Source organism: Streptomyces sp. NPDC048566 (assembly GCF_043199735.1).
Classification (GTDB): domain Bacteria; phylum Actinomycetota; class Actinomycetes; order Streptomycetales; family Streptomycetaceae; genus Streptomyces.
Genome location: NZ_JBICWL010000029.1, coordinates 1 through 23,826 on the forward strand (window position 1 = coordinate 1; position 23,826 = coordinate 23,826).

General features: G+C 73.4%; 19 protein-coding genes and 1 pseudogene. 8 read left to right on the forward strand and 12 right to left on the reverse strand.

Annotated features, from left to right (window positions below; translation table 11 throughout):
• The 4 genes and pseudogenes from ACGFS9_RS28685 to tal all read right to left on the reverse strand — a co-directional run.
• Positions 1–254, reverse strand: a pseudogene (locus tag ACGFS9_RS28685) (glucose-6-phosphate isomerase); the annotation flags it as partial.
• Positions 247–1,179 carry a glucose-6-phosphate dehydrogenase assembly protein OpcA gene (gene opcA, locus ACGFS9_RS28690; RefSeq protein WP_393257129.1) on the reverse strand — a complete coding sequence of 311 codons (933 nt, stop codon included), beginning with the start codon at positions 1,177–1,179 and terminating at the stop codon, positions 247–249. The gene opcA and the pseudogene ACGFS9_RS28685, both read right to left, overlap by 8 nt.
• Entirely contained in the window at positions 1,176–2,837 is a 1,662-nt protein-coding gene (zwf, locus tag ACGFS9_RS28695) for a glucose-6-phosphate dehydrogenase (RefSeq protein ID WP_393257130.1), read from the reverse strand. Before zwf ends, opcA begins: the two co-directional genes overlap by 4 nt.
• Entirely contained in the window at positions 2,834–3,979 is a 1,146-nt protein-coding gene (tal, locus tag ACGFS9_RS28700) for a transaldolase (protein WP_393257131.1), read from the reverse strand. Before tal ends, zwf begins: the two co-directional genes overlap by 4 nt.
• 534 nt (positions 3,980–4,513) lie before the next feature.
• Here tal and ACGFS9_RS28705 point away from each other — a divergent pair.
• A complete protein-coding gene (locus tag ACGFS9_RS28705) occupies positions 4,514–5,425 on the forward strand; it encodes a helix-turn-helix domain-containing protein (RefSeq protein WP_393257132.1) in 912 nt (303 codons plus the stop codon).
• Between the two features lie 365 nt (positions 5,426–5,790).
• Here the strand turns inward: ACGFS9_RS28705 and ACGFS9_RS28710 are convergent, their stop codons facing one another.
• Positions 5,791–7,194, reverse strand: a complete 1,404-nt coding sequence (locus ACGFS9_RS28710) for a glycoside hydrolase family 16 protein (RefSeq protein WP_393257133.1) — start codon at positions 7,192–7,194, stop codon at positions 5,791–5,793.
• 446 nt (positions 7,195–7,640) lie between these two features.
• Positions 7,641–8,486 (reverse strand): hypothetical protein, encoded by an 846-nt coding sequence (locus tag ACGFS9_RS28715; protein ID WP_393257134.1) that lies wholly within the window; start codon positions 8,484–8,486, stop codon positions 7,641–7,643.
• Positions 8,487–8,815: 329 nt separating this feature from the next.
• Here ACGFS9_RS28715 and ACGFS9_RS28720 point away from each other — a divergent pair, with 329 nt between their 5' ends.
• Positions 8,816–10,153: a 6-phospho-beta-glucosidase gene (locus ACGFS9_RS28720; RefSeq protein WP_393257135.1), complete on the forward strand. Its 1,338-nt coding sequence runs from the start codon at positions 8,816–8,818 to the stop codon at positions 10,151–10,153.
• Between the two features lie 369 nt (positions 10,154–10,522).
• Here ACGFS9_RS28720 and ACGFS9_RS28725 read toward each other — a convergent pair whose 3' ends face one another.
• A complete protein-coding gene (locus tag ACGFS9_RS28725; RefSeq protein WP_393257136.1) occupies positions 10,523–12,214 on the reverse strand; it encodes a carbohydrate binding domain-containing protein in 1,692 nt (563 codons plus the stop codon).
• A 307-nt stretch (positions 12,215–12,521) separates the two neighbouring features.
• Positions 12,522–13,619: an ATP-grasp domain-containing protein gene (locus ACGFS9_RS28730; RefSeq protein ID WP_393257137.1), complete on the reverse strand. Its 1,098-nt coding sequence runs from the start codon at positions 13,617–13,619 to the stop codon at positions 12,522–12,524.
• A gap of 318 nt (positions 13,620–13,937) precedes the next feature.
• Here ACGFS9_RS28730 and ACGFS9_RS28735 point away from each other — a divergent pair, with 318 nt between their 5' ends.
• On the forward strand, positions 13,938–14,654 hold the full coding sequence (locus ACGFS9_RS28735) for a 4'-phosphopantetheinyl transferase (RefSeq protein WP_393257138.1): 717 nt from the start codon (positions 13,938–13,940) through the stop codon (positions 14,652–14,654).
• A 523-nt stretch (positions 14,655–15,177) separates the two neighbouring features.
• The gene (locus tag ACGFS9_RS28740; protein ID WP_393257139.1) at positions 15,178–16,101 is read left to right on the forward strand and encodes a hypothetical protein; all 924 of its coding nucleotides are present in this window, start codon (positions 15,178–15,180) and stop codon (positions 16,099–16,101) included.
• Between the two features lie 61 nt (positions 16,102–16,162).
• On the opposite strand, the gene ACGFS9_RS28745 is transcribed toward ACGFS9_RS28740, so the two are convergent.
• Positions 16,163–16,399, reverse strand: coding sequence for a hypothetical protein (locus tag ACGFS9_RS28745; RefSeq protein ID WP_393257140.1), 237 nt, complete (start codon positions 16,397–16,399; stop codon positions 16,163–16,165).
• 244 nt (positions 16,400–16,643) lie between these two features.
• Between ACGFS9_RS28745 and ACGFS9_RS28750 the strand changes: the two genes are divergently transcribed.
• On the forward strand, positions 16,644–17,675 hold the full coding sequence (locus ACGFS9_RS28750; protein ID WP_393257141.1) for an alpha/beta fold hydrolase: 1,032 nt from the start codon (positions 16,644–16,646) through the stop codon (positions 17,673–17,675).
• A 14-nt stretch (positions 17,676–17,689) separates the two neighbouring features.
• Here the strand turns inward: ACGFS9_RS28750 and ACGFS9_RS28755 are convergent, their stop codons facing one another.
• From ACGFS9_RS28755 to ACGFS9_RS28765, 3 genes are read right to left on the reverse strand one after another with little or no spacing between them, the layout of a single operon-like run.
• Positions 17,690–18,910, reverse strand: coding sequence for an MAB_1171c family putative transporter (locus ACGFS9_RS28755; RefSeq protein WP_393257142.1), 1,221 nt, complete (start codon positions 18,908–18,910; stop codon positions 17,690–17,692).
• Between the two features lie 12 nt (positions 18,911–18,922).
• Positions 18,923–19,453 (reverse strand): toxin-antitoxin system, toxin component, encoded by a 531-nt coding sequence (locus ACGFS9_RS28760; protein WP_393257186.1) that lies wholly within the window; start codon positions 19,451–19,453, stop codon positions 18,923–18,925.
• A gap of 32 nt (positions 19,454–19,485) precedes the next feature.
• Complete coding sequence (locus ACGFS9_RS28765) at positions 19,486–20,145, reverse strand: helix-turn-helix domain-containing protein (protein WP_393257143.1); 660 nt, start codon at positions 20,143–20,145, stop codon at positions 19,486–19,488.
• A 269-nt stretch (positions 20,146–20,414) separates the two neighbouring features.
• Between ACGFS9_RS28765 and ACGFS9_RS28770 the strand changes: the two genes are divergently transcribed.
• From ACGFS9_RS28770 to ACGFS9_RS28780, 3 genes are all read left to right on the forward strand, one after another.
• Positions 20,415–21,074 (forward strand): hypothetical protein, encoded by a 660-nt coding sequence (locus ACGFS9_RS28770; protein WP_393257144.1) that lies wholly within the window; start codon positions 20,415–20,417, stop codon positions 21,072–21,074.
• A 227-nt stretch (positions 21,075–21,301) separates the two neighbouring features.
• Entirely contained in the window at positions 21,302–22,300 is a 999-nt protein-coding gene (locus tag ACGFS9_RS28775) for a LacI family DNA-binding transcriptional regulator (RefSeq protein WP_393257145.1), read from the forward strand.
• Between the two features lie 168 nt (positions 22,301–22,468).
• Positions 22,469–23,824, forward strand: a complete 1,356-nt coding sequence (locus tag ACGFS9_RS28780) for an ABC transporter substrate-binding protein (RefSeq protein WP_393257146.1) — start codon at positions 22,469–22,471, stop codon at positions 23,822–23,824.
• Positions 23,825–23,826 lie beyond the last annotated feature (2 nt).

Sequence of the window (23,826 nt, forward strand, 5' to 3'; positions counted from 1 at the left end):
CGGAACATCGCGTCCCGCAACCCGAACACATCCGTCGCCACCGCCAACTCCCGCAACAGCGCCAGCGTCTCGTCGGTCACCAGATGCTTCGAATAGTCGATGTACAAATCACCCACCCGCACCGCGTACCGCTCAGCCCGCCCCGGATCCGCGGCGAACAACTCCCTGAGGTCCGGCCTGAGCATCGCGGTGGCGCGGTGGTCCTCCAGGGCCGTCCACTCGGGGCGGTGGGTGAGGAGGGGAGTGTCAGACACGTGAGGTCTCCTTCGCGGCCTCGCCCCGCAGGGCGACGGCGTACATCTCGTCGGCGTCGAGGCGGCGCAGTTCCTCGGCGATCAGCTCGGAGGTGGAGCGCACCTTCAGCGCCAGGGTGCGCGACGGCTGGCCCGGCAGGGACAGGGTGGCCAGCGGGCCCTCGGGGCGGTCGATCACGATCTCGCCGTTCCCGGTGCCCAGCCGCACGGCGGTCACCACGGGCCCGGCGGTGACGACGCGTTCGGCGGTGACGCCGAGCCGCGCCTCCAGCCAGCGGGCGAGGAGTTCGGCGCTGGGGTTCTGCGCCTCGCTCTCGACGGTCGCCGAGACCACCTTGGCGCGGGCCTGGTCCATGGCCGCCGCCAGCATCGAACGCCACGGCGTCAGCCGGGTCCAGGCGAGGTCGGTGTCCCCCGGCGCGTAGGAGGCGGCGCGGGCCTCCAGGGCCCGGAGCGGGTCCTCGACGGCGTACATGTCGGTGATCCGGCGCTGCGCGAGGGCGCCCAGCGGGTCCTTGACCGGGTTGTCCGGCGCGTCCACCGGCCACCAGACCACGACGGGCGCGTCCGGCAGCAGCAGCGGCAGGACCACGGAGTCGGCGTGGTCGGACACCTCGCCGTAGGTGCGCAGGACGACCGTCTCGCCGGTGCCGGCGTCCGACCCGACGCGCACCTCGGCGTCCAGCCGGGAGGTGGTGCGGTCGCGCGGGGTGCGGGCGACGCGCTTGATGACGACCAGCGTCCGCGAGGGGTGCTCGCGGGACGCCTCCTCGGCCGCCTTGATGGCGTCGTAGGCGTTCTCCTCGTCGGTGACGATGACCATCGTCAGGACCATGCCCACGGCGGGGGTGCCGATGGCCCGGCGCCCCCGTACGAGCGCCTTGTTGATCTTGCTTGCCGTGGTGTCGGTCAGGTCGATCTTCATGGCCTGCGCCAGCTCCGTCCGTCTCGTGCGAGCATCTCGTCGGCTTCCCTCGGGCCCCAGCTGCCCGAGGGGTACTGCGCGGGCGTGCCGTGCCCGTCCCAGTACCCCTCGATCGGGTCGAGGATCTTCCAGGACTCCTCCACCTCCTGGTGCCGGGGGAAGAGGTTGGCGTCGCCGAGCAGGACATCCAGGATCAGCCGCTCGTACGCCTCCGGGCTGGACTCGGTGAACGACTCGCCGTACGCGAAGTCCATGGTGACGTCCCTGATCTCCATCGAGGTACCCGGGACCTTCGATCCGAAGCGCACCGTCATGCCCTCGTCCGGCTGGACGCGGATGACGATGGCGTTGGCGCCGAGCTCCTCGGTGGCCGTGGAGTCGAAGGGGGAGTGCGGGGCGCGCTGGAAGACGACGGCGATCTCGGTGACCCGGCGGCCGAGCCGCTTGCCGGTGCGCAGGTAGAACGGCACGCCCGCCCAACGGCGGTTGTCCACCTGGAGTCTGACGGCCGCGTAGGTGTCGGTCGTCGACGCGGGGTCGATGCCGTCCTCCTGGAGGTAGCCGACGACCTTCTCGCCGCCCTGCCAGCTCGCCGCGTACTGACCGCGCACGGTGTGCTCGCCCAGGTTCTCCGGCAGCTTCACGGCCCGCAGGACCTTGAGCTTCTCGGCGAGCAGCGACTCCGCGTCGAAGGCGGCCGGTTCCTCCATGGCGGTCAGCGCCATCAGCTGGAGCAGGTGGTTCTGGATGACGTCGCGGGCGGAGCCGATGCCGTCGTAGTAGCCGGCCCGGCCGCCGATGCCGATGTCCTCGGCCATGGTGATCTGCACGTGGTCGACGTACGACCGGTTCCACACGGGCTCGTACATCTGGTTGGCGAAGCGGAGCGCCAGGATGTTCTGGACGGTCTCCTTGCCGAGGTAGTGGTCGATCCGGAAGACCTGGTCCGGGTCGAACACGTCGTGCACGATCGCGTTCAGCTCGCGGGCGCTCACCAGGTCGCGCCCGAAGGGCTTCTCGATGACCGCGCGCCGCCAGGACCCCTCCGGGGCGTCCGCCAGGCCGTGCTTCTTCAGCTGCCGGACGACCTTGGGGAAGAACTTCGGCGGGACGGACAGGTAGAACGCGTAGTTGCCGCTGGTGCCCTGCGCGGAGTCCAGTTCCTCGACGGCCGCGCGGAGCTGCTCGAACGCGCCGTCGTCGTCGAAGTCGCCCGGGATGAACCGCATGCCCTGGGCGAGCTGCTGCCAGACCTCCTCGCGGAACTCCGTACGGGAGTGCTCGCGCACCGAGTCGTGCACGACCTGCGCGAAGTCCTGGTCCTCCCACTCGCGGCGGGCGAAGCCGACCAGCGAGAAGCCGGGCGGCAGCAGGCCCCGGTTGGCGAGGTCGTAGACGGCCGGCATCAGCTTCTTGCGGGACAGGTCGCCGGTCACGCCGAAGATGACGAGTCCTGAGGGACCCGCGATCCGCGGGAGCCGGCGGTCGCGCGCGTCGCGCAGCGGGTTGTCCCAGTCGGCGGCCGGGACGACGCCGGGCGCCTCGGCGGGCGAGGCGGGCGCCGGACCGGACCGCTTCCCGGGCGCGTCGCCGGATTCCGGCGACGCGCCGGGCTCGTCCCCGACGGCCGCGCCGGGCCGTTCCCCATGCTCGGTCATTCCCCTTCGACCTCCTTCGCGCGCAGCGAGGTCGCGACCGCCTCCAGCAGGTCCTCCCACGCCACCTCGAACTTCGTGACGGCCTCGGCCTCCAGTTGCGCGACCACCTCGTCGTAGGAGATGCCGAGCGCCTCGACGGCGGCCAGGTCGGCGCGCGCCTGGGCGTAGCCGCCGGTCACCGTGTCGCCGCGGACGTCGCCGTGGTCGGCGGTCGCGTCGAGCGTGGCCTGCGGCATGGTGTTCACCGTGCCCGGGGCCACCAGCTCGTCCACGTACAGGGTGTCCTTGTACGCGGGGTCCTTGACGCCCGTGGAGGCCCACAGCGGGCGCTGCCGGGTGGCGCCGGAGGGGGCGAGCGCGGTCCAGCGGGCCCCGGCGAACACCTCCTCGTACGCCGCGTACGCGAGGCGCGCGTTGGCGAGTGCCGCGCGGCCCCGGAGCGCGAGGGCCTCGTCGGTGCCCACCTTCGCCAGCCGCCGGTCGATCTCGGTGTCGACGCGGGAGACGAAGAACGAGGCGACGGAGTGGATGCCGGCCAGGTCGATGCCCGCGGCCTCGGCCTTCTCCAGGCCCGCCAGGTAGGCGTCCATGACGGCCCGGTGGCGCTCCAGCGAGAAGATCAGTGTCACGTTGACGCTGATGCCGAGGCCGATAACCTCCGTGATCGCCGGGAGGCCGGCCTTCGTCGCGGGGATCTTGACCATGACGTTCGGCCGGTCGACGAGCCAGGCGAGCTGCCGGGCCTCGGCGACGGTGGCGGCGGTGTCGTGCGCGAGTCGGGGGTCGACCTCGATGGAGACCCGGCCGTCCCGGCCGCCGGTCGCCTCGAACACCGGGCGCAGGACGTCCGCGGCGGAGCGGACGTCCGCGGTCGTCATCATGCGGACGGCCTCGTCGACCGTCACCTTGCGGGCGGCGAGGCCGGCGAGCTGCTCCTCGTAGCCCTCGCCGGAGCCGATGGCGGCCTGGAAGATGGACGGGTTGGTGGTCACGCCCACCACGTGGCGGTGCGCGACGAGTTCGGCCAGGTTGCCGGACTCGATGCGCCGGCGGGACAGGTCGTCCAGCCAGATGGACACGCCTGCGTCACTCAGGCGCTTCAGGGGTGCCGCGGTCGCGGTCGCTTCGGTCACAGTGATCATCTTCCTTGGTACGAACAAATCAACCGCGCACCGCGGCGACGGATTCCCGTGCCGCGGCGGCGACGTGGCCCGCGGGCGGCGGGGCCGGGCGCGGCGAACGGCGTCCCGCGCCGGTGCGGGCGCCGCGGTGCCCGGGCCGGACGGCGCGTCCCGTGTCACCGACGTAGCGGTACCAGGTCGGGCGGACGCCGGCCCCGACCGCCACGCGGTCTCCACGGACGGCGGGGGGACGCGTGCGCGACGGAGCGGTGGCGCTTGCCCGCGTCGCTCCCCGGACGGCCCCGGCACGCCCCGGGCTCGGGGACCCCGGCCTCCGGGCGCTCCCGGGACGCGACCGCGAGCCGCACCTCGGGGCCCGGGCGAAGTCGTCGCGGCTCTGCGTCCTCATCTTCAAGAAGTCCTCACGGGAGGGGTCTCACGGGGGGAAACGCCTTCAAACCTAAAAGTCAGACTTTTGCCGGGGAAGGTGCCGGTGTGTCAGCCTTCGGTGAAAGTGGGACACGCACGGGCGTGCCGAGCCGACGCGAGAGGGACATGGCGGACAGAACCACCCAAGGGGGAGCGGGGGGCGCGGACGGCGCCGCGGACGGCATCAGGACGTTCCCCTTCCCGGCCGACCTCAGCCTCTCCGGGGTCGGCATGCAGATCGGCGCGATGGGAGCCGGGCGCACCTGGCACGCGGACGCCCCGCTGGAGCGCGTGCACCGCATCGACTTCCACGTCGTGATGCTGTTCACGCACGGCCCCGTCCGGCACATGATCGACTTCGCCGAGTACCGGGCCGAAGCGGGCGACGTCCTGTGGATCAGGCCCGGTCAGGTGCACCGCTTCTCCGGCACCGACCGCTACCGCGGCACCGTCCTGACGATGCAGCCCGGGTTCCTGCCCCGCGCGACCGTCGAGGCGACGGGCCTCTACCGCTACGACCTGCCCCCGCTGCTGCGCCCCGACGCCGACCGCCTGTCCGCCCTGCGCCACGCCCTCGCCCAGCTGGAGCGCGAGTACGTCGACACCACCACGCTGCCGCTCAGCCTGCACACGGCGGTGCTGCGGCACGCGCTCACCGCGTTCCTGCTGCGCCTGGCCCATCTCGCGGCCAGCGCCGTCGAGCCGGCCCGCGACCGACCCGACACCCCCTTCACCCGGTTCCGCGACGCGGTCGAGAAGGACTTCGCCACCCGCCACAGCGTCAGCGGCTACGCCGACGCGCTCGGCTACTCCCGCCGCACCCTGCTGCGCGCGGTGCGCTCCGCCACCGGGGAGACGCCCAAGGGCTTCATCGACAAGCGGGTGGTGCTGGAGGCCAAGCGGCTGCTCGCGCACACCGAGATGCCCATCGGGCGCGTCGGTGTCGCCGTCGGCTTCCCGGACGCGGCGAACTTCTCGAAGTTCTTCCAGCAGCACACGGGGGCCACCCCGGTGGCGTTCCGCGCCGAACTGCGCTGACCGGGGTGCCGGGCGGGGCACCGGCCTGCCGTGCGGCGCGGGGTGTGCGGTCGGGAGGCACCGGCGTGCGGCCCCGGCCGGGGGACGGCGGCGCCGCCGCGGCTCCGCGTGGCGCGGGTGCGCGGGTGCGCGGGACGGCACCGCGCGACCCGGAGCGACCGCCCCCCGGGCCGCGGCGGGGACGCCCGGCGGGCCGTCGAGCCGGTCCGCCCGGTGGCCGGGCGGGACGGCGGGGCCGGTGACCGCCGCGCTGAGGGGCGCGGGACCGACCGTGCGGGCGCCGTCCTTCCGGGCCTCTCCGGGCCCGGAAGGACGGACGTCGGACCGCCGCCGCCCGCCCGTCGCGGCCGGGCGGTCCGGCCGGCTCAGTGGCCGAAGTCGAACCAGTTGACGTTCACGAAGTCGGCCGGCTGGCCGCTGGTGAAGGTCAGATAGACGTCGTGCGTCCCAGTGACGGAGCTCATGTTCGCCGGTACGGTCCGCCAGGACTGCCAGCCTCCCGTGTTGCCCAGCGCGAAGCTTCCCACCGGGGCCGCGGTCCGGCTGTCCAGCCGCACCTCGACGAGCCCGCTGACGCCGGCGCCGGCTCCGCTCGCGACCCGCCCGTAGAACTGCCGGGCCGCCGTGGAACCGAAGTTGACGCCCTTGTAGAGCGCGTAGTCGCCGTTCGCGATGGAACTGATGTTCCGGCCGCCGCCGGTGTCGGTGGTGCTCTCGGTGCCGATGCCGGCCTGCCCGTCGTAGGACTCGGCCTGGATGGCGCTGTAGGCGTCGCGGTTCCCGCTGGGCGGCGGGGTCGTCCCGCCGCCCGAGCCGGAGGACTGGAGGACCCGGACGTAGTCCACCACCATCGGGTGGCCGGGGACCGTGCCGCTGTCCGGGCCGCCGCCGAAGGCGCCGGGGAAGCCGCCGCCCATCGCGACGTTCAGGATCAGGAAGTAGCCGTGGTTGGTGGCGTTCGCCCACGTGGTCGCGTCGACCTGGTTGGCCTTCACCGTGTGGAAGTTGACGCCGTCCAGGTAGAACCGGATCTGTTCGACGCCGGTCGAGCGGTCCCACTCCATCGCGTACGTGTGGAAGCCCGCCTGGCAGGTCGTCCCGGCGCAGGGGGTGTTGCCGCCGATGCCCGACGTCTCGTTGCACGGGCCACCCGGATTGGTGCCGCAGTGCATGGTCGCCCACTCGGTGTTGAGCCCCTGCACGTTCTCCATGATGTCCAGCTCGCCGACGCCCGGCCAGTTCTGGTAGTTGCCCCGGTAGGGCGCGCCGAGGGCCCAGAACGCGGGCCAGTAGCCCTTGGCCGCGGCGCCGGTGACGTTCGGCATCTGGAGCCGGGACTCCACGCGCAGGGTGCCGCCGGCCGGGGGCTGGAAGTCGGTGCGCCGCGTCTCGATGCGGCCCGAGGTCCAGTTGCCGGCGGCGTCCCGGCGCGGGGTGATGAGCAGGTTGCCGTTGCCGTCCAGGGCGACGTTGTTGGTGCTGGAGGTCATCGTCTCGACCTCGCCGGTACCCCAGTTGGGGGCGCCGCCCGGGTAGCTGGTGCCCGTGTCGTACTGCCAGTTGCCGGTGTTGACGCCGGTGCCCGCCGCGCCGTTGAAGTCGTCCAGGAAGACCTGGGACCAGCCGGAGGGGGGCGTGGGAGCGGACGCGTTCGCCGGGAGGGTCGCCGCCGTGGCGGCGACCGCGGCCAGACTCAGCGTGCTGAACACGGCGACGAGTGCGCGCCGCAGGGAGCCGCGTCTGACGGGTGTGCCGGACGTTTCACTCATGGGTGCCTCTTCGGGTACGGGTGTGGGGTGCGCGGGTGAGTGTGAGAGCGCTCCCACCAAGGGTGAGAGCGCTCTCAGAGCAGCTGCGCGGCCAATGTGCTCCCTGTCCTGACGGCCGTCAAGAGGTGAAGCCGAGAAACTCCCTACGGCATAAGGGAGTTCACGCCCTGAAAGACGCGGACGGGGGCATCGTGCGGGCCGGTGCCCGCCCGACGCCCCCGTCCGTCGCCGGGTGGTGCGGGCCTTCCGGTCCGCCCGCTTGAGCCGCCCCGCCACCGTGACGTCGCCGGGCGCCGGGCCGGTGAGGGGACGGGACCGTCTCCTCCGGTGCGCCGCGAGCGCCGGGAGTCGTGCCGTCGGGTCGTCGTCCGGCCCGAACCCGTGCCGCCCCGGGCGCCGCACGCGCCCAGGGGGCGATGGAACGGTCGTTCGGCGCGGCCGGCCCGTCAGCGCAGCCGGTACGCGTACACCGACGTCGCCACGGCGCACACCCCCGGCTGGACGACCTCCGCGCGCAACGTCCCGCTCGCCGCGTCGTAGTCCACGCCCTCCGCCTCGAACGTCCCCTCGCACAGGCTGCGTTGGGGCAGTGCGAACAGGCTGGTGACGTGACCGGCGACCGGGCGGCCGTCGACCGCGCGGTCGAGATCGACCTGGAGCAGCGGACGGTTCTCGGGGAACAGGGCGCGCGAGCCGTCGTCCGAGGCGCACAGCAGGCGGGTCGCCGTGGTGAAGTCGCAGCCCTGGATGTTCCGGACGGGCCGGTCGAGGGTGATCTGCCCGGCCTGCGGGAGGTCACCGCCGGTGGAAGGCGTCGAGGGGTTCAGCAGCGGCGCGGGGAACACCTGGAGCCGGTTCTGGTCGCCCCACTCGCCCGACACCAGCCACTGGGCGTCGGGGGAGACGGTGGCGAAGGAGTTGTTCAGCTTCTCGCCCGGGTCCAGCCGGTGGACGTAGGTGTAGCGCTTGCCGGTGGGGGTGGTGACGGCGAACATCTTCGAGGTCGCCGAGTCCGGCCCCTGGTAGGCGTCGAAGACGTGGCCCCGGGCGATGTCGGGGTCCCCCACGTGGTTCCAGCCCTGAACACGCAGATCGAGGGGGATGGAGAGGAGGCCGCGGTGCAGCAGCGATCCGTCCGCCCGGCTCGCCAGCCCCTGGCCGCCGCCCAGCGTGTCGACCCAGGCCGTGCCGGACTCGGTCCACACGGGAGCGTCGGCCGTCGCGGCCGACACCCCGGGCCCGAGTGTGAGTGCTCCCAGCAGGCAGGCCAGGGACAGTAAGTGACGCTTCATCAGCAACCTCCGTGATGTGACGGACACCGGGCGGCATGGAATCACGGGCCGCGGCGCCCCGCGTAGGGCCCAGGGCCACTTGCGCGGTCCGCTCCGAGAAGCCGGGCCGGCGCTGCGCGGAAAGCCGGGCGGCGCCGAGTACTGTTCACGGCGGGCCGGGCGACGGCACCGGTCACGGTCCCGGGACACGTCCCGCGGGCCGGGCGGCGCCCCGGCGCGCCGGGGCCCGGTGAGGCGGCTCCCGCCCGGTCGAGGGGGCGGACGGCGGCCGTGCGTGAACCGGGCCGCGAGCCCCGCGGCCCCGGGACGACTGCGAAGGCGGTACTGGCGTGAGGCTGACCATTCTCGGCGGCGGCGGATTCCGCGTCCCGCTCGTCCACGGGGCGCTCCTCGGGGACCGCGCCGAGGGCCGTGTCACCCGGGTGGTGCTGCACGACCTGGACCCGGACCGGCTCTCCGCCGTCGCCCGGGTCCTCGCCCGGCAGGCGGCGGGCGTCCCCGGCGCTCCGGAGGTCACCGTCACCACCGACCTCGACGAGGCCCTGCGCGGCGCCGACTTCGTGTTCTCCGCCATCCGCGTCGGCGGACTGGCGGGGCGCGCCGCCGACGAACGGGTCGCCCTGGACCTCGGCGTCCTCGGTCAGGAGACGGTCGGCGCCGGCGGTATCGCCTACGGCCTGCGGACCGTCCCCGTCGCCGTGGACATCGCGCGCCGTGTGGCCCGGCTCGCCCCCGACGCCTGGGTCATCAACTTCACCAACCCGGCGGGACTGGTCACCGAGGCCATGGCGCGTCACCTGGGCGACCGGGTGATCGGGATCTGCGACTCGCCGGTCGGCCTCGGCCGCCGGATCGCCCGGGTGCTCGGCGCCGATCCGCGCGAGGCGTTCGTCGACTACGTCGGACTCAACCACCTCGGCTGGGTGCGGGGCCTGCGGGTCGGGGGCCGCGACGAACTGCCGCGCCTGCTGGCCGACCCCGCCCTGCTGGGATCGTTCGAGGAGGGCCGGCTGTTCGGTGCCGACTGGCTCCGATCGCTGGGCGCCGTACCCAACGAGTACCTGCACTACTACTACTTCAACCGCGAGACCGTCCGGGCCTACCAGGAGGCCGAGCGGACCCGGGGCGCCTTCCTGCGGGACCAGCAGGCCGCCTTCTACGCGCGGATGAAGGAGCCGGACGCCGATGCGCTGGCCGCCTGGGACCGGACGCGCGCCGAGCGCGAGGCGACCTACATGGCGGAGAACCGGGACGCCGCCGGCGCCGGCGACCGGGAGGCGGAGGACCTCTCCGGCGGCTACGAGCAGGTGGCGCTCGCCCTGATGCGGGCGATCGCCCGGGACGAGCGCACCACGCTGATCCTCAACGTCCGCAACCGGGGCACGCTGTCGGCCCTCGACGGCGAGGCCGTCGTCGAGGTGCCGTGCCTGGTCGACGCGAACGGCGCGCACCCCCTCGCCGCCGGCCCGCTGCCCGGCCACGCCACCGGACTCGTCTGCGCGGTCAAGGCCGTCGAACGCGAGGTGCTCTCCGCCGCCGCGTCCGGCTCCCGCGCCACCGCCGTGAAGGCCTTCGCCCTGCACCCGCTGGTGGACTCCGTGTCGGTGGCCCGCGCCCTGCTCGACGGCTACCGGGCCGTCCACCCCGGCCTGGCCTATCTCGCGTAGACCGCCGCAGGCAGGGGCGCCTCGGCTGTTCCGAGGAAGATTCAAGAGAACGGTGAGAGCGCTGGTCGGGGCCGCTGCGGCCGGTGGCGCGTCGCCGGACGGTCGCCCGCGCTTCACCCGGAGTTCTCTCCTCCCCCTGTGATGCCCGAAACGCAGCCACCGAGCGCCGCGCGGACCCCGACCCCGCGGCCGTCGCCGCCGAGGTCCTCGCCTCCGCGGAGCGGCTGGAGGAGGCCCGCCGGGCGCTCCGGGACCCGTGCCCGGCCCCGCCCGTGTGCGAGGGGACGAGGGCGGGCCGCCCGGATGCTCCGGGCGGCCCGCCGCGCCGTTCCCCGGCGCGACCGGTGTGCCGGTGCGCCGCCGCCGGTCTCAGCCCGTGAAGCCGGCCGTGATCGACGTGAACTGCCAGGTGCTCTGGCTGATGCCGGAGCAGTTGCTCACCACGCCGCCACCGGGGCAGGGCCGGTCGCGGTTGACCGCCCAGTAGGCGAGGCGGGCGATGTGGTGGGTGTTGGCCCAGTCCCTGATCGACGTCCAGATGGCCGGGGTCGTGTTCTCCTGCTGGTCGGACAGGCCGTTCATGCCCGAGATCCCGATGTGGGAGTAGGCCGTGGCGTCGTCCCAGCCGAAGGTCGACTTCAGTTTGGCCTTCAGCCCCTCGGCCGCGTTGACCGTGTTGCCGTACATGTCGGAGCCGCCGCCGAAGTCGAACGGCATGATGGTGAAGACGTCGATGTCGGCGTTCAGCGACTTCGCCTGCTCGATGAGCCGGTTGCCGTAGTACGTCGGCCCGGTCGTCGAGGTGCCGAAGGTGACGATCGTCTTCAGGCCCGGGTTGTTGGCCTTCACGGTCTTCAGCGCGGTCAGGATGCGTGCCTGGACGGCCTCGTTCTCGAACTCGTCGGTGTTCTCGACGTCCATGTCGATCGCCTTCAGGCCGTAGGCGTCGATGACCTTCTGCAGCGCGCCGGCGAGCGCGCCCGCCGAGGAGCAGTTGGCGCCGAGCTTGCTGCCCTGCCAGCCGCCGAACGAGGGCACGATGTCGCCGCCCGCGGAGCGGATCTGGTTGATCGCGGTCTGGTCGACCCCGCCGGTCAGAGGCCTGCTGCCGTCCCAACTCGGCGTGCAGCCACCGGAGTCCAGGATGAACGCCATCGTGAACCACTTCACGCCGGTCGCGTTCATCACCGTCGTCGGGTTCGGCGGGTCGCCCCAGCCCTCGTACAGGTAGGGGGCGGCCTGCTTGAAGCCGGTGCCGCCGCCGCTGCCCGCGTTCGTGGTGACACTCACGGAGTTGGAGGCACCCGAGGTGTTGCCGGCCGCGTCCCGCGCCCGGACGGTGAAGGTGTAGGCGGTGCTGGGCGAGAGCCCGCTGACGGTGGCGCTGGTGCCCGCGACGCTGAGGACCTTGTTCGAGCCACTGTAGACGTCGTAGGCGGTGACGCCCACGTTGTCGCTCGACGCGCCCCAGGACAGGGACACGCTGGAGGAGGTCTTGCCGGTCGAGGTCAGGCCGGTCGGCACGGTCGGCGCCTGCGTGTCGGAACCGCCCCCGCCGCCTCCGGGTCCGTCGAGGGTGATGTCGTCGGCGTAGTAGGTGCCCTGCGCGTACCAGCCGTGGACGTAGATCTTCGCGCTGGTCTGCGAGGCGCCGGTGGTGAAGGAGACGCTGAGCTGGCTGTACGCCGAGGGCGAGGTGGTCCAGGTCGAGGCGCCGCCGTCGACGCCGAGGTAGACGTAGCTGCCGCGCACCCAGCCCTTGAGGCTGTACGTGGTGTTCGGCTGGACCGGGACGGTCTGGGTGCACTGCGCGTTGTCGCTCGAACTCGCCGCACCGGCGAGGGCCTTGGAGCCGCCGTGCACCGGACTGGAGACGACGGAGCCCAGGTTCCCGGAGCAGGACCAGGGGGACAGGCCGCCCGTCTCGAACCCGGGGTTGGTCAGGATGTTGGCCGCCTGTGCCGTGCCGGGCACGGCGACCGCCCCGGCCAGCGCCAGCGCGGCCGTACCGAGGAGGGCGAGGAAGCGGTGTCTGGAACGCCGGAAGTGTGTGATGCGCACGCGATCTCCCTGGGGAAAGGGGGGTGTTCGGGAGTGCAGAGAGGTGCGCCACCAAGTTGGTATGGACCAATCGCGCTGTCAAGATGCCGAGCGGGATTTCGGCTTTCTTTCAACTGCTGCGCGGACAGGCGGAGTTCACCGACCGCCTTGTCCGCGGTGTGGTCCCCCCCCCCGGGGATTCGGGCAGCGGGGCGGGCCGGATACGGCGTGGTCGCCGCGCAGCCGCGCCCCGCCCCGGGGTGCGCCCCGTTCCCGCGCCCGGGTCGCCGCGCCGTTTCGCCGGAGCGGTCCGGGCCGCCGAAACCGCCTAGCCGGCGGACACGGACGCCGCGGGGACGGGGTGCGCCGCCGCCTCCACCGCGGTCCGCTGCTGCGGCAGCGCCACCGGACGCACCGGACGCGGGCCGGAGACCACCGTGTAGTCCTGCCCGAGGAACGGCGGGACGATCTCCCCGGTCTCCTCGCCCAGCGCCAGCCGCACCGCCGCCCACGGGGCGTTCACCCCGCACTGGGAGAGCTGGTGCAGCCCGCCCGCCGGCCGGGTGTTCACGTCCATCAGCACGGGCCGGTCGCCGTACATCCGGAACTGGATGTTCGACAGGTGCCGCAGCCCGAACGCCTCCGCGAGCAGCCGCGCCGGCTCGATCCACGAGGGGTGCAGGGTGAAGCCGCGGCGGCGCCCGTTCTTCGTCCGCCCGATCGCCATGCGCACCCGGCCGTCGGGACCGGTCAGGCAGTCCACCGACACCTCGGGCTGCCCGAGACGCGGCATCACCAGCCAGTCCACGGGCTCCTGCGCCCCGCGCAGCGCCGCCACCGCCAGGTCGAGCGGCACGTCGGGGCCCGGAAACCCGTTCAGCTGGGCGAGGGAGAACGGCGTGCGGGTGATGACCCGGAAGCCCACGCCGCCCGCACCGGCGGCCGGCTTGAAGCAGGCCCGGTCGCCCGCCTCCTCCAGCGACTCCACCGCGGCGAGCAGCTCCTCCTCCGTGCGCACCCGCCACCACGGAGGCACCGGCACGCCCACCGACTCCACCGCCGCGTAGGCGGTGGCCTTGTCCTGGAACACCGCGACCGCCTCGGCGGACGGCGCGAGCAGCGCGGTGCCCGCCGCCGCGAACTCGGCGCGGTGCGCCACGATCGCGGCCTGGTGCAGGACCGGCACGAACACGTCGATCGAGCGCCGGGCGCACAGGTCGAGCGCGTACTCGACGTAGCCGCGCGGGGAGAGGCCCTCCGGCTCCGGCTCGGCGGTGTCCGCCGCGGCCAGCACCGGGGAGTCGGCGTCACCGTGGGTGGCGTGGATCTCGACCGCTCGATGCTGTGGATTGGCGCGCAGCTGATCCATGAAGAACACGTTCTCCGCGTACGTGCGGTTGAGCCAGACGCGTACGCGAGAGCCCATGCAGGCCGCCTTTCACGGTTCGCGGGCACGGCGAAGCAGGCCGGGCCCGGCCAGGGGTAAGGGGAGGTACACCAAGCCGCCCTGCGCCAAGGCCGTTTCGAGACGGTGGTGTTGGGGCGATCATAGGGGGCGCGGCAGCCCTGCGCCGCTACGGGGATGTTACGGATTCACCGATCGCCCGAACGGTCCGCGCCACCGGGCTCCGGACACCCCGGCGACCTGCCCGTCGACCGGGCGGGCCGTCCGCGAGAATGGCGCCCGGCGCCCGGGGACCCCCGGCACACCGCGCCGCATCGCGCCCCACGGAGGTCGAAGCCGGTGATGGAGGAACTGCTCCCGCAGTCCGCGGTCGTCGTGGAGAGCCACGCTGACGACGCGGCGGACCGCGCACCGCTCTACCCCGAGGAGCAGGCACTGCTGACGCGTGCCGTCGCCGGCCGGCGGCGTGAGTTCACCGCCGTGCGGCACTGCGCCCGGCGCGCCATGGCGAAGCTGGGTGTGCCGCCGGCTCCCGTGCTGCCCGGTGAGCGCGGTGCCCCGCGCTGGCCGGCCGGCGTGGTGGGCAGCATGACCCACTGCGACGGCTACCGGGCCGCCGCCCTCGCCCGGGCCGCCGACCTCGCGTCCCTCGGGATCGACGCCGAGCCCCATCACGGCCTGCCGGACGGTGTCCTCGACACGGTCGCGCTGCCCGCTGAGTCGGCGCGTCTGGCCGAGCTCGGGACCCGGATGCCCGGGGTGCACTGGGACCGCCTTCTGTTCAGCGCCAAGGAGTCGGTGTACAAGGCGTGGTTCCCCCTCACCGGGAGGTGGCTGGACTTCGCCGAGGCGGACATCGAACTCGGCGCCGGAACGGACGCGTCCGGCGGCGCGCCCGCCACCGCCCGCCGCGGCGTCTTCCGGGCCCGGCTGCTCGTCCCCGGCCCGGTGGTGGACGGCCGCCCGGTCGCGGCCTTCGACGGTCGCTGGGCGGTCGTGGGCGACCTGCTGGCCACCGCGGTGACGGTCCCGCACACCGCCGCCGGACCGCGGTGACACCTCCCGGCCGTCGCACCGGTGCGTCGTCCGGCGTCCCCGGCGCGACGGCCCCCGCCGCCGGGCGCCGCCGTCGGCCACCACCGGTTTCTTCGGCGGTCCCGCACGGCCGGGCGCGCCGTGGTGCACAGTGGGTGCATGGTGTTCCCCCGCCGCCGCGCGACGGCCGGACTCCCCGCCCCGTGGCGGGAGTTGCCGCAGAGCCCCGGACCGTCCGGCCCGGCCGCGCGCCGGACCGTGGCCTCGTCGCGACGGCGGTCGCCGGGGCCGCCGCGACCGAGGGGCACACCTCGCCCGCCCTCGTGCGCCGGCCCCCGCGCGTCCGCCCGCCGGACGCCCCGGCCGCCCGGCCGCCAGGGCTTGCGTGCGCGGCCGGCTGCGGACGTGGGCCCGGCCGACGCCCGCAGCCGCCGGCACGCCGAGCCACCGCCGGGCAAGCGGTCGCCCCGCCCCGGGATGTGGGGCACGGCCGTCCGACGGGCGCCGGCCCGCCGGTCCGATCGCGCGCGAAAGGGACAGCCGCGTGGACGCTCTCTCCGTGACCCTGGTCTCGGCGGTGACCTCGGGTGCCATCTCGCTGGCGCTCACCTGGCTGTCGGGCCGCCAGCAGCGGCGGGAGAGTGAGCGCGCCCGGCGCGAGGCGCGCGCGATGACCTACCTCAATCCGCTCCGGTGGCACACCGCGGAGGTCCACCACCGGCTCTCGCTGCACGCCGCGTCCGTGGAGCGGCACGGCTGCTACCCACCGGCCCGGGTGCTCACCGACCCGCGGGAGATCGAGGGCAAGGGCACGGCCTGGTTCGCCGGAGAGGGCGTGGTCCTCGCGTCGAGTGTCTGGATGGCCGCCTGCCTCTTCGCGCAGATGACGCGCACCCGGCACGACCTGCCCTTCCTGAGGCTGTCGGGGCACGACGACACGCGGCTGACGGCCCTCCTGCAACAGGTGCACGCCGCCTTCGCCGCCTGCGGCGTCTACTACGCCACGCAGTCCAGCATCGGCACGGACGCCCTGCTCGAATCCGAGGAACGGCTGCGCAGCTACCGCGAGTTCTGCGAGCTGCTGGCCGAACCGGACCGGAGGGTGTGGGCCGATCCCGTCATCTGGTTCCTCATCGCCGTCGCCCACGGCGAGCGGCGCGCCGGGCTCCGCCGGGTCATGGACGCCCTGGCCGAGCTGTCCGCGTTCCTCGACGCGAGCCTGGCCGGGGGCGCGTCGCTGCGAGCGCGGCACGGCGCGGAGATCCACCGTCCGGCCGACGGAGGGCCGGGGCCGTCGACCGTACCGGTCCCGCACGTCGGAGCGGCCCCGGCCCCGAGCCCCGTACCGGCCCCGACCTCACCACCGGGCCCGCACCCCGTACCGGACCCGGTGCCGCGTCCCCCGGCGGACCCGGGAACGCGTCCGCCGCGCCGGGACGCGGAGCCCGCGTCGGACGCGGGGGCCTGACCGCGTCGCGCCGGTCGCCGTGCCCGGCTGGGGACGACTTACGCAGTGCCGGTCCCGCCGCTCACGGCCGGCCCGGCTCGGGGCACCAGGAGTGGAGCAGGCGGAAGAACTCCTCCTCGTTGCCCGCGAGTCCGGCCGCCGTCAGGGCGCGCTCCGCCTCGCACAGGACGGACGGCGGCACCAGGGCCGGCCGGCCGCCGTCCGGCGGACCGTCGAACGAGGCCCGGACGGTCTGGAGCAGGCGGAGGTAGGCCCGCACGGCGGCGCGTTCGTGGTCGGTCAGTACGGCGGTCGGCATCGGACGGCTCTCCCCGGTCGGCTTCTCGTGACACTGGTCCTGACCCCAGCTTGCCGCCCGGCACTGACAATCCGGCCGGCCTCCGCGCGGGTTCGCCCGCTTAGCCGAGGCGAAACCTGCCGGAAATCCCCTGTACGACGGGGGTCCTACGCTGGAGGCGAGAGGGCGGGGCCGCCGCCCCGGGGCGGCGGCCCCGCGCCACGTCGGCCGTCGCGTGCGGTGGCCCCGAACGGGAGGTCCACCGGTGGACGAGACACCGTCCCGGCCCGTCCACCGCACCGCCCGGCTGCGCCCGGTGGACGACGGCGCACCGCGCGTGCGCCACCGCGTGGTGCACGGCTACCGGCGCGCCTACCGGACGGCGGGCTCGGGACCCGCGCTCGTGCTGATCCACGGCATCGGCGACTCCTCGGCGACGTGGGCCGGCCTCATCCCCGAACTCGCCCGCCGCCACACGGTGATCGCGCCCGACCTGCTCGGCCACGGCGCGTCCGACAAACCGCGCGCCGACTACTCGGTCGCCGCCTACGCCAACGGAGTCCGCGACCTGCTCACCACCCTCGGGGTCGAGTCGGCGACCCTCCTCGGCCACTCGCTGGGCGGGGGCGTGGCGATGCAGTTCGCCTACCAGTTCCCCGAGCGCACCGAACGACTGATCCTGGTGAGCGCGGGAGGTGTCGGCGGCGAGGTCAATCCGGTGCTGCGGGCGGTCTCCCTGCCCGGCGCCCACCTGGCGCTCTCCTCGCTGCGGCTGCCCGGCATGCGCCTTCAGGTACGGCTCTTCCTGCGGCTGATGCGCCTGCTGGACACCGATCTGGGGCTGGACGCCCCCGAGTTGCTGAACCTGGTGGACGCGCTGCCGGACACCACGTCCCGCAGCGCGTTCGTCCGCACCCTGCGGGCCGTCGTCGACTGGCGCGGACAGGCGGTCACCATGCTCGACCGCTGCTATCTCACCGAGGGCATGCCGACCATGCTGCTCTGGGGCGACCGGGACAGCGTGGTGCCCGTACGGCACGCCCACGGCGCCCACGCGGCGATGCCGGGCAGCCGGCTGGAGATCTTCGAGGGGGCCGGACACTTCCCGTTCCACAGCGACCCGGCCCGCTTCCTCGCCCTGGTGGAGGAGTTCACCACCACGACCCGGTCCGCCGACTGGAGCCGCGAGCACTGGCGCGAGCTCCTGCGCTCGGGACGGCCGGGCACGCCGGCCGCGGACACCGAGGGCGGCCGGGCACGGGACCTGCGCGCGGCCGGCGAGCGCAGCGCCACCTGAGCCGGCGGCAGCCGTCACCCGCCGGGTCGCTCGCCGGGGCCGGCCGGCCCGGTCCGTCCGCGGGCCGCAGCCACGACGGGCGACGCGCGCAGCGCCATCGACATGCGCACCAGGTCGCGCGGTCCGTCGCCGTGCACCGGTGCGTCGCCCGCGCCGCCCGGACCGGCCGGCGCGCCCGCCGCACTGATGACACGGCCCTCGGGGTCGGCCGCCCGCGCGCGCACGGCCGCCGTCACCATGGCGGCGTCCGCCTCGGCCCGGGCGGTGCCGGGGGAGGAGCCCGAGGCGAGCGCCGTGTCGAGCGCCCGGGACCGCAGCGCCGCGTCGAAGTAGGGGTAGAGGCTGAGCATGCCGTCGTGGATGTCGGACTCGCGCTGGGTGACCCGGAGTTCCGCCGGCGACCACCACGAGACGCGTACCGCGCGGTCGCCCGGCGCCGCGACCGGCCGCAGTTCGCGCCACAGCGGCCCGAGTCTGCGGTAGGTCGACCAGGTGTTCCAGCTGTCCCCGATGCGCTGGCAGGCCATCGGCAGGCAGAAGCCGACCGCGGTGAACTGGGCTCCGACGGAGGCCAGTACGGGCGCCACGTTGGTGCTCAGGCCGTCCAGGTCGGCGCCGTTCCAGCGGGCCACCACGGCCGTCAGCTTGGCCGCCGAGTAGGGCAGGTTGAACAGGGAGCCGAACGCGATGATGACCAGCCCGGCGCGCAGCCGCCCGCGCACCTGCGCCGCCCAGCGCCAGCACATGACGTTCATGGCGACGCCGGAGACGGACAGCGACACGAGATAGAGCACGATCATCTCGCGGACGAACGGCGTGTTGGCGTAGTACGTGTCCAGGTCCCGCAGTCGTTCGACGGGCGTCCGCCCCAGGGCGAAGAGCACGATCAGGGCCGCGCCGACGGCCGTGTACCCGAGGATCCACCGGCGGGTCAGGCGCCGGGTCGCCTCGGGCGGCCCGCCGCGCCAGTTGATGATCAGCACCAGGCAGGAGGCGCTGAAGGCGCTCAGCAGGCAGTAGACGAGTGGCGCGGAGACGTTCGGTATCCCGGTGGCGGAGTTCACGGCGGCGATGGTCGGCGGAGCCGCGAACAGGAAGACCAGGCCCGCCAGCGCCAGCAGGACGCCCACGGAGCGCAGCAGGGGGTCGCGCCAGCCGCGCAGCAGCGCGGGTCCCTTGAAGGCCATGGCGGCGCCCATGGCGACGGCGGGGAAGTAGTAGCTGGATCCGTCCATGGTGACGGGGCGTCAGCCCCGTGGTCTCCGGTATCCCAGGGACGCCTCGATGCGGCCGGCCAGGCCGTCGCGCTGGACCGGGCCGCGCAGCGAGGAACCGGCCAGCCAGGTACGGCACTTGCTGGCGAGAAGGAGGCCGAAGCTCTCGGCCTCCTTCTCGTCGGCGAGGTGGAAGCGGGTGCGGGCGGTCACGCTCAGGACGGTCTCCCGGAGGTCGGCGCCGTCGGCCAGGAGGCGTGCCGCGACGGCGGCCCCCTCGACGTGCCGGCCGCAGTGCCCGGCCTTCATATGCCACAGTTCGTGGCCGAGGATGACCAACTGGTGGTCGGGCGCGGTGCGTTCCTCGATGACGACGAGGTCCTGTTCGGCCATGTCCAGCCAGAGTCCGCTCGCCGTGCCCGGCGGGAAGGGCGCGGTGCGGAACCGGACGGGCCGGCCGCGCCGCCGGCTCATCGCCCCGCACAGGGCCGCGTACAGCTCGGCGGGTTCCGCCGGCGCCGGGAGCGACAGCTCCGCCACCAGCTCGCCGCACAGGCGGCGCATGTCCCTGCCGATGCCCACGGATCTCCCCCGGCTCACGACTCTGGCCGCTTGACGCTCTCCAGGAGCATGTCCAGCCATTCGGCGACCTTGTCCCGGTGCTGGTCGGTGGGCAGCTGGGCGGCCCGCCAGGCGATCCCGCGGACCCCGTGGTCCAGGAGCAGCCGCTCCAGCGGGTCGTCGTCGGCGGGCGGGGCCGCGGCGCGCTCGCGGTCGGCGAGGCGTTGCAGCAGTTCCTGTTCGCAGCGCTGGAGGGCGCCGACGAGCGCCTCGGAGTCCTCGGCGGTGAGGAAGCCCGCGTGTACGCGGAAGAAGCGCTGGATGGCGTCGCAGTGCTCCATCGTGGGACGCCGGTCCCCGTTGATGAGGGCGCCCGCCTGCTGGCGCGACATGCCGGCGCCGTCCGCGATCTCCTGCTGGGTGTAGCGGCGCCCGTTGGGCTTGAGCCGGGTCCGCCGCAGCAGGTCGAGGCGTTGCAGGAAGCGCGCCTGGAGGTCGGGTTCCCCCGCGGGGCGTCCGGCGAGCAGCGCCTTCACCACGGGCTCGGGGACGCCGGAGGCGGCCGAGAGCCGCCGCACGTCGAACACCTCGGCGTGCCGCACGCCGAGCCGGTCCGCGAGCGGGGTGACCCGGGCCACGACGGCCTGCAGCAGAACCGTCGCCGTGGCGCCCGGAACCTCGAAGCCATCCGTCACCGACAGATCTCCTACGTCTCTCTCAGGTCGCTCTCACGAAGGTCGGGAACCATCCGGACGCGAGGGCCGGGACGCGTCCCGGTACCAGGACCGGGGACCTCCCGGAGCGTAGCCCCTCGCTCGAACTCACATCCAGGTCTCGCCACAACTGTGGCGAGAATCAGCCGTCAACGGGAGCCAAATGCCACGATAGTTGACATGCCTGTGCCGTGGGCAGCAGGATCAGGGCGCCGCGTGAAGGCCGCAGAGGCAAGAGGGGTGACCTCCCGATGGCGTACCAGGCAGGAAGGCAGCGGTCCCAGCCGCGCCCTGTCCCCGAGAGTCTCGAAGCTCAGGCGTATCTCCAGGACTACGCGACTCTCCTCGAGGCCGTCCCGTTCCCCTCCGTCGTGTTCGACCACCGCTGGGACGTGGTGCTCCGCAACGCCGGGTTCGAGACACTTTTCGGCGGCGTGAGCCCCCATCCGACCGCCATGCCGGAGGACAACTTCCTGCGGTTCGTGCTGTTCCACCCCGACGCGGCCACGGTCCTCGGCGAGCACGAGTCCAGCTGGTGCCTGCCCATGCTCGCGCACTTCGCGGCGGCCGTCGAGCGGCACGGCCAGGACCGCGGACTGCAGTCGATCCGCCGGGACATCGCCCAGGATCCGATCATGGACGCCGCCTACCGGCAGGGGCTGCCGCACTGGATCCGGGCGGTCGGTCCGGGCGCCGTGCAGCACGACGGGGCGGTGCGGCCGCTGGTGCACCCCGATCCGCGCTGGGGCAGCACCGACTGCCGCATCGTCGACGACACCCCCAAGACCCTGCGGGACATGGGCTACACGCGGATGACGCTGGTCCTGCGGGAGGCCGCCCGGCCGGCGCTCGGCGGCCCCGGCACGGCGCGCACCACCCGCAACGGCGCGGCGAAACTGCGCGCGGTCTGACCGCGCCGGCCACCCGCCGCCGAGCCCGCCGCCCGCTCGTCACCCGGTCCCGCCCCCGGCCGCCGCCGCGCTCCGCGGACCGCGCAGGGGTGACCGCTCTTGGCCGACCGCCCCCGACCGACCGCCTCCGGCCGCCGCAAGCGCGGCGCCGATCCTCGCCGGGGCGTCCGCAAGGTGGCCGGACTTCCATGCAAGCAGCTTGCAATTCTTGCGCTATTCTTGCGGGCATGACGCGACGACTTGCTCAGGTGGCGAAGAAGGTCGGGGTCAGCGAGGCCACGGTCAGCCGAGTGCTCAACGGCAAGCCCGGAGTCTCCGATTCCACCCGGCAGGCGGTGCTCTCCGCCCTGGACGTCCTCGGCTACGAGCGTCCGACGCAGCTGCGCGGCGAGCGCGCGCGCCTCGTCGGGCTGGTCCTGCCCGAGCTGCAGAACCCGATCTTCCCCGCCTTCGCCGAGGTGATCGGCGGCGCGCTCGCGCAGCTCGGTCTCACGCCGGTGCTGTGCACCCAGACCAAGGGCGGCGTCTCCGAGGCCGACTACGTGGACCTGCTGCTCCAGCAGCAGGTCTCCGGCGTGGTCTTCGCCGGCGGCCTCTACGCGCAGGCGGACGCCCCGCACGACCACTACCGGCAGCTCGCCGACCGCAACATTCCGGTGGTGCTGGTCAACGCGGCCATCGAGCACCTCGGCTTCCCCTGCGTCTCCTGCGACGACGCGGTCGCCGTCGAGCAGGCGTGGCGTCACCTGGACTCGCTCGGCCACGAGCGCATCGGGCTCGTCCTCGGCCCCGGCGACCACATGCCCTCCGGCCGCAAGCTGGCCGCCGCGCGCGCCCTCGCGCCGCACCTGCCCGACGAGCACGTCGCCCGCGCCATGTTCTCGCTGGAGGGCGGCCAGGCCGCGGCCACCCGGCTGCTGGAGAGGGGCGTCACGGGCATCATCTGCGCGAGCGACCCCCTGGCGCTCGGCGCCGTGCGCGCCGCCCGCCGCAAGGGGCTGTCCGTGCCGGGCGAGATCTCCGTCGTGGGCTACGACGACTCGGCCTTCATGAACTGCACCGAACCCCCGCTGACCACCGTCCGCCAGCCGATCGAGGCCATGGGGCGCGCCGCGGTGGAACTGCTCAACGCGCAGATCGGCGGTGGCAGCGTGACCGCCGAGGAGCTCCTGTTCGAGCCCGAGTTGGTGGTGCGCGGATCGACGGCGCAGGCACCCCGCGGCTGACGGTTCCCGCAACCATACGCCACACGGACCCCTCTCTCTGTCAAATAATTACAGATTCTGCGCGACATCTTGCGGACAGATGTCGGCAGTGCTTGAGTGTGCGGCGCCAGAACACGGCGGCACGCCCGCCGTGGGCCTTCCTCGCTCCAGCCCGAAGGGGTCCACCACATGAGAAGTACCGGGTTCCGCCGTACCTTCGTCACGCTCATGGCGTCGTCCGTCGTGCTCACCGCCGCCGCGTGCGGTGCGGGCGACGACGACGGCAAGGCGGCCGACGGAAAGACCCGCATCACCGTCAACTGCGAGCCGCCCAAGAGCGCCAAGGTCGACCGCTCGTTCTTCGAGGCCGACACCGCGGCCTTCGAGAAGGCCAACCCGAACATCGACGTCGTCACCCACGACGCGTTCCCCTGCCAGGACCCGAAGACGTTCGACGCCAAGCTCGCCGGCGGCCAGATGGAGGACGTGTTCTACACGTACTTCACCGACGCCAAGCACGTCGTCGACGTCGGCCAGGCCGCGGACATCACCCCGTACGTCAAGGAACTGAAGAGCTACAGCACCATCCAGCAGCAGCTGCGGGACATCTACACCGTCGACGGCAAGATCTACGGCGTCCCGCGCACCGGCTACTCGATGGGCCTCATCTACAACAAGGCGCTGTTCGCCAAGGCCGGTCTCGACCCCGACAAGCCGCCGGCCACCTGGGAGGAGCTGCGCGCCGACGCCAAGAAGATCGCCGCGCTCGGCAAGGGCACCGTCGGCTACGCCGACTACAGCGCGCAGAACCAGGGCGGCTGGCACTTCACCGCCGAGCTGTACTCGCAGGGCGGTGCCGTCGTCGGCGACGACGGCAAGAAGGCATCCGTCGACACCCCCGAGGGCAGGGCCGTCCTGCAGAACCTCAAGGACATGCGCTGGAAGGACGAGTCGATGGGCAGCAAGCAGCTGCTGGTCATCAACGACGTCCAGCAGATGATGGGCTCGGGCAAGCTCGGCATGTACCTCTCCGCGCCCGACAACATCCCGATCCTCGTGAAGGAGAAGGGCGGCAACTACAAGGACCTCGGCCTCGCCCCGATGCCCGGCGGCAAGGGAACCCTCATCGGCGGCGACGGCTACATGTTCAACAAGAAGGACTCGCCGGCCCAGATCAGGGCGGGCCTGAAGTGGCTCGACGCGATGTTCCTGACGCCCGGCGACGGCTTCCTCGGCGACTACGCCCGCGCCAAGAAGAACGACGCCCCCGTCGGCCTGCCCGAGCCGCGGCTGTTCACCGGTGCCGCCGACGCCAAGGACCAGGAGGTCAAGAAGGCCAACGCGAACGTGCCGGTGGAGAACTACCAGGCGTTCCTGGACGGCAACCAGAGCCTGGAGATGAAGATCGAGCCGCCGCAGGCGCAGCAGATCTACTCCGTCCTCGACGGTGCCGTGTCCGCGGTCCTCACCAAGAAGGACGCCGACATCGACCAGCTCCTCAAGGACGCCTCCGGCAAGATCGACTCCATCCTGACCCGGGGCTGACA

Bases quoted from the DNA above. Each gene is read 5' to 3' on its own strand.
- opcA (WP_393257129.1), bottom strand. From the start codon at position 1,179: ATGAAGATCGACCTGACCGACACCACGGCAAGCAAGATCAACAAGGCG.
- zwf (WP_393257130.1), bottom strand. From the start codon at position 2,837: ATGACCGAGCATGGGGAACGGCCCGGCGCGGCCGTCGGGGACGAGCCC.
- tal (WP_393257131.1), bottom strand. From the start codon at position 3,979: ATGATCACTGTGACCGAAGCGACCGCGACCGCGGCACCCCTGAAGCGC.
- ACGFS9_RS28705 (WP_393257132.1), top strand. From the start codon at position 4,514: ATGGCGGACAGAACCACCCAAGGGGGAGCGGGGGGCGCGGACGGCGCC.
- ACGFS9_RS28710 (WP_393257133.1), bottom strand. From the start codon at position 7,194: ATGAGTGAAACGTCCGGCACACCCGTCAGACGCGGCTCCCTGCGGCGC.
- ACGFS9_RS28715 (WP_393257134.1), bottom strand. From the start codon at position 8,486: ATGAAGCGTCACTTACTGTCCCTGGCCTGCCTGCTGGGAGCACTCACA.
- ACGFS9_RS28730 (WP_393257137.1), bottom strand. From the start codon at position 13,619: ATGGGCTCTCGCGTACGCGTCTGGCTCAACCGCACGTACGCGGAGAAC.
- ACGFS9_RS28745 (WP_393257140.1), bottom strand. From the start codon at position 16,399: ATGCCGACCGCCGTACTGACCGACCACGAACGCGCCGCCGTGCGGGCC.
- ACGFS9_RS28755 (WP_393257142.1), bottom strand. From the start codon at position 18,910: ATGGACGGATCCAGCTACTACTTCCCCGCCGTCGCCATGGGCGCCGCC.
- ACGFS9_RS28760 (WP_393257186.1), bottom strand. From the start codon at position 19,453: ATGCGCCGCCTGTGCGGCGAGCTGGTGGCGGAGCTGTCGCTCCCGGCG.
- ACGFS9_RS28770 (WP_393257144.1), top strand. From the start codon at position 20,415: ATGGCGTACCAGGCAGGAAGGCAGCGGTCCCAGCCGCGCCCTGTCCCC.
- ACGFS9_RS28775 (WP_393257145.1), top strand. From the start codon at position 21,302: ATGACGCGACGACTTGCTCAGGTGGCGAAGAAGGTCGGGGTCAGCGAG.
- ACGFS9_RS28780 (WP_393257146.1), top strand. From the start codon at position 22,469: ATGAGAAGTACCGGGTTCCGCCGTACCTTCGTCACGCTCATGGCGTCG.